Source organism: Candidatus Omnitrophota bacterium, assembly GCA_018894435.1.
GTDB lineage: Bacteria > Omnitrophota > Gorgyraeia > JAHIPI01 > JAHIPI01 > JAHIPI01.
The window spans coordinates 1-4,894 of the sequence record JAHIPI010000045.1 but is presented as its reverse complement, the minus strand read 5'-3'; the positions used below and the strand labels follow the sequence as shown (position 1 = coordinate 4,894).

General features: G+C 45.1%; 6 protein-coding genes. 5 read left to right on the top strand and 1 reads right to left on the bottom strand.

Annotation, left to right across the window (positions count from 1 at the left end):
• Window positions 1-52: 52 nt before the first annotated feature.
• From cobA to KKI13_03480, 5 genes are read left to right on the top strand one after another with little or no spacing between them, the layout of a single operon-like run.
• Window positions 53-775, top strand: coding sequence for a uroporphyrinogen-III C-methyltransferase (gene cobA, locus KKI13_03500; GenBank protein MBU4488115.1), 723 nt, complete (start codon window positions 53-55; stop codon window positions 773-775).
• Window positions 759-1,721, top strand: a complete 963-nt coding sequence (hemB, locus tag KKI13_03495) for a porphobilinogen synthase (GenBank protein MBU4488114.1) — start codon at window positions 759-761, stop codon at window positions 1,719-1,721. The genes cobA and hemB overlap by 17 nt, the downstream gene beginning before the upstream one ends.
• Window positions 1,694-2,941, top strand: a complete 1,248-nt coding sequence (locus tag KKI13_03490) for a glutamate-1-semialdehyde 2,1-aminomutase (protein MBU4488113.1) — start codon at window positions 1,694-1,696, stop codon at window positions 2,939-2,941. The genes hemB and KKI13_03490 overlap by 28 nt, the downstream gene beginning before the upstream one ends.
• Before the next feature lie 36 nt (window positions 2,942-2,977).
• Window positions 2,978-3,697 carry a hypothetical protein gene (locus tag KKI13_03485; protein MBU4488112.1) on the top strand — a complete coding sequence of 240 codons (720 nt, stop codon included), beginning with the start codon at window positions 2,978-2,980 and terminating at the stop codon, window positions 3,695-3,697.
• Between the two features lie 13 nt (window positions 3,698-3,710).
• Window positions 3,711-4,256, top strand: a complete 546-nt coding sequence (locus KKI13_03480) for a YHS domain-containing protein (protein ID MBU4488111.1) — start codon at window positions 3,711-3,713, stop codon at window positions 4,254-4,256.
• Window positions 4,257-4,674: 418 nt separating this feature from the next.
• Here the strand turns inward: KKI13_03480 and KKI13_03475 are convergent.
• Window positions 4,675-4,894, bottom strand: a 220-nt coding sequence (locus KKI13_03475; GenBank protein MBU4488110.1) for a hypothetical protein, incomplete at its 5' end; no start/stop codon positions are given.

Here is a 4,894-nt window from a genome sequence, read left to right as displayed (position 1 = left end):
GTTCAGATCCGCCGCGATAGATGCGATTTATCGGATATCTTCGGGAGCTTAAATGAAAAATAAGACGGGGACAGTTTATATTATCGGCGCAGGTCCGGGCGATCCGGATTTGATAAGTGTAAAAGGCCTTAAGATATTAAAGAAGGCGGATTGCGTCTTGTACGACTTTTTGTCCAATAAATCTCTTTTGCGAAATACAAAAAAGAATACCGTGAAGATATGCGTGGGCAAAAAAGACGGATTGCACCTTAAAGAGCAGGATGAAATAAACAAGCTGCTCTATGACAATGCCCTCATATATAAGCGGGTAGTGCGCCTTAAGGGCGGAGATCCCTTTGTTTTTAGCCGGGGGATTGAGGAAGCCCAGTATCTATCGGGCAGGGGGATAAAAACGGAAATCGTGCCCGGCATTACTTCTGCCATCGCAGGGCCGGAGAGTTTCGGCATACCGCTTACGGTAAAGAACAGGCTGCAGTCTTTTGCAGTGTTGACGGGAAGGAAAAGTGATAAAGACGCCGAGATCGACGCTCCGCATTGCGATACGCTTGTATATCTGATGGGTGTAGCCAACATATCCAATATTGTCAAGGCGCTCAAAAAAAGCGGCAGGCCGGATTCCGTGCCTTGCGCTTTTATCGAACGGGCCACTTCGCGAAACGCGCGTCTTATAAAAGCGACGGTAGGAACGGTAATAAAAGAAGCAAGGAGCAAGAAAGTAAAGCCGCCGGCAGTGCTTGTGGTGGGAGAGGTCGTAAACTATGCAAGACATAACTAAAGACCTTATTTATCCTTTGTTTGTAAAAGACGGGAAAAATCTGCGCGAAAAGATAAAATCTATGCCGGGCATCTATAGATTCTCACCGGATACCCTTATTAAGGAAGCGCGTGAATTGGTAAAGCTCGGAATACGCGCGGTATTGATTTTCGGCCTCACCAAAGAAAAAGATAATGCCGGTTCGGCCGCTTATGAGGAAAATAATATAGTCGCGCGGGCCGTGAAAGCGTTAAAGGCTAATTTCCCGGACCTAATTGTGATGACCGATATCTGCCTCTGCGCCTACACGTCGCACGGACATTGCGGCATCTTAAAGTCACCACGTCGCCAGGTCACAAGGTCACAAGTTAAAATTGATAATAAGAAAACGCTGGAATTACTCTCGAAGATGGCTTTATCGCACGCGAGAGCCGGCGCGGATTACGTGGCGCCTTCGGCCATGGCGAAAAATCAAGTGCTGGCAATAAGAGAAGCGTTGGACAAAAACGGCTTCAGGAATACAAAGATCATGGGGTATTCGGCGAAGTACGCCTCCAATTTCTACGGACCGTTCAGAGAAGCGGCAGATTCAACCCCTGCGTTCGGAGACAGGAGGGCATATCAGCTTGATTTTGCAAATAGAACCTCCGCGATAGAAGAGATAAAAGCTGATATTAAAGAAGGCGCGGACATCGTAATGATCAAACCCGCGCTCGGCTATCTCGACGTTATTAAGGAAGCGCGCGATAGATTTTACCGGCCTTTGGCCGCCTATAATGTAAGCGGCGAATATACGATGGTCAAAGCGTATTGCAAGAGTACAGAGTACAGAGCACAGAGTACAGAGTTAGAGAGAAAATTGGTTATGGAGATACTTACGGGAATTAAACGCGCCGGCGCGGATTTAATAATTACCTACCACGCAAAGGATATAGCAAAATGGCTAAAAAAAAGAAAAATTCGATAATCTTTAATCAGGCCAAAAGATATTTAGTGGGTGGTGTATCGAGCCCGGTGCGCGCATTTAAATATGTAGGGGGCGAACCTCTGCTCATAAAGTACGGCCGGGGCTCCAAGGCCTACGATTACGACGGAAAAAGATATATAGATTATGTCCTCTCCTGGGGCAGCCTTATTTTGGGGCACGCTCATCCCGATGTGATTAAGGTAGTAGTCGAAACCATTAAAAACGGAACAAGCTTCGGCACAACAAATAAATTTGAAGCGGAACTTGCCGAAAGGATAGCCAGGGCCATACCCTTTGTGCAAAAGATAAGGTTTGTAAATTCCGGGACAGAGGCGGTTATGGGCGTCGTGAGGGTCGCGAGGGCTTATACAAAAAGAGACAAGATCCTGAAATTTGAGAATTCATATCACGGCCACGCGGATTACCTTCTTAGTAAAAGCGGTTCGGGGCTTTTGACTTTCGATATTCCTAAAAGTGCGGGCGTGCCGAAGAGCTTTACGGAAGATACCATATCGATCCCTTACGGGGACCTTCTTCGCCTGAAAAAGGTATTCCGCCGGTACGGCTCAAAAATAGCCGCGGTGCTCGTTGAACCCGTCGGGGGAAATTACGGCGTGGTATTGCCGGATATAGATTTTTTAAAATCCGTAAGAGGCATTACAAAGAAGTACGGTTCTCTGCTTATAGCGGACGAAATAATCACGGGGTTTAGATTGAATTACGGCTCCGCGATACAAAGTCTTGGCATCAAACCCGATCTAATATGCCTCGGAAAGATAATAGGCGGGGGATTGCCCGTAGGGGCGTATGGCGGGCGAAGAAATATAATGAATAATCTGGCGCCCGAAGGAAAGGTATACCAGGCCTCCACGTTTGCCGGAAATCCGGTAGTAATGCAGGCGGGAATTGCGACTATAAAGGTATTGTCAAAGATGAAAAGTAACTATGAAGCTCTCAGCGCGCTGACAGAAAATCTGGCAGGCACGCTGGAGAAAAAGGCCAGACGCTCCGGGGTACATCTTGAGGTCAGCCGCTTTGGCCCGATGTTCAGCTTAAGATTTGAAAAGAAAGAATTATTCGGGAGATTCTACCGTAAAATGCTTGATGAGGGCGTATATTTAGCTCCGTCGGAGTTTGAAGCGAACTTTTTGTCATTTGCGCACACCGAAAGGGATATTAAAAAGACAATAGATTCGGCGAAAGCAGCTCTTGAATTCTAACCTGGTTAGAATTGGCAGATTAGAAAGGATGTAGATATGGAAAATATAGACTATGATGCTTTAAAGAAGCGCGGATTCCTAAGGCAGAAACAGGATGGATTTTTTGTCCTGCGTACCAGGTCGGTCGCCGGAATATACAAGGCTGAGCACATCGCGAAAATAAATGAGCTGACCCAGAAATACGCGAGGGGGTTTGTCCACGCGACTGTCCGCCAGGGTATAGAGGTGCCGTTCATAAAATTTGAGGATATCCCGGAAGTCGAAGCGGAGCTTGCAAGCGCCGGGATAGCTCTGGGTACATCGGGCCCCCGCCTCAGGGCCACGACCGTCTGCCCCGGCAACAACTGGTGCAGGCAAGGGCTAGTCAATACTTTTTCTCTTGCAGAAAGAATAGAGAAGGAGCTGGGCATAGCCTGCGGCATGGACCTGCCTCATAAGTTTAAGATAGCTATTTCAGGATGCCCGAATGCGTGCACGCGTCCGCAGGTTAGCGAGATAGGCATACACGGCCAGGCAGGCCCTTCAACATCCGGCGTCGGGATCGGTTATGTTGTATACTTGGGAGGTTCGGGCGGCAGGACACCCAGAAACGCATTTAAAACAGAAAATATTTTTACCGAAGACGAGGTACTGCAGATCGTAAAAAGGGTCGTTGCCTTTTATAAAAGACACGCCAAACCTAGGCAGCGCTTTGGCTCACTGATTGAGGAATTCGGAAAAGAAAATTTCCTGCTAGAAATTGCCGGGAAAACGTAAGAAAGGAGGAAGAATGAAAATAGTTTTAACCACAATTTTAATAGGTCTACTGGCAACCAGCATGGCTTATTCCCATGAACATTATGAGCACAATAATAGCCATGAGCATGCTATGGGCAAGATGGCCATGCACGAGGGAGAAGAAGATTTAGGAGTCTGCCCTGTTTTAGGCGGGAAGGCCGGTAAAGAATACTCATATAATTATAAAGGCAAAACATATAACTTCTGCTGCTCATCGTGCATTGAAGAGTTTAAAAAGAATCCTGAAAAATATATCTCAAAGATAAAAGATGTGGATCTTGAAGCTTTTCAATTCGGTTTTTCCCCCGAGGTTATAACGGTTAAAAAAGGAGACATTGTAAAACTGTATGTCCACTCTCGCGATGTGACGCACGGAATATATATTAAGGAGTACAATATTAACGTCCCTGTCAAGAAAGATGATCCAAAAAAAATAGAGTTTCTGGCTGATAAGGCAGGCAGCTTTGATATTGTTTGCTCAGTCTATTGTGGTAGCGGCCACAGCGGCATGAAGGCAAAATTAGTCGTGAAAGAATGAAAAAGTATCTGACAGATAAACGAAACCCAGTGATTTTTTTATTATGTGTACTTTTTTTAATAAAAGCAACACAGTCGGATATTCGGTTTATCTTTTGGATATTCAGCGGCGTTTTTCTTGCGGCCGGATGCGATGTATTAATTAAGCATTTCTTTTTTCACCAGAGGGTATTTCCCAAGAGCGCGATCATTTCAGGATTTATTGTTTCAGGCATCATAAATTATACGGAGCCGTGGCTCGTATTAGCAGTTTTTACAATCTTAGCTATTGTGTCAAAAAATCTTTTCAGGTTTAAGGGGAAGCATATTTTTAATCCAGCCAATTTTGCCCTGTTCTTAGCTACTCTTTTCAGGATTCCCTTTACCTGGGGCATAGAATCCAACATATTCGTAATAATAGTAGCTGGCTTATATATTGTTTATTCCATGAAAAAAATCCCGCATGTTTTAGGATTTTTACTATTTTTTTCAATTCCATTAATGGCGCAGCAGATTAATCCCATCTCGCTCGTAAGCTTTTTTTTCATTTTTATCATGCTCATTGAGCCGAAGACTTCCGGTTTTGGAAATATGCGGGGTTTTATTTTTGGAAGCATCACGGGATTGACCTCCTTTTTAATGTTTAAATATTTGCCATCT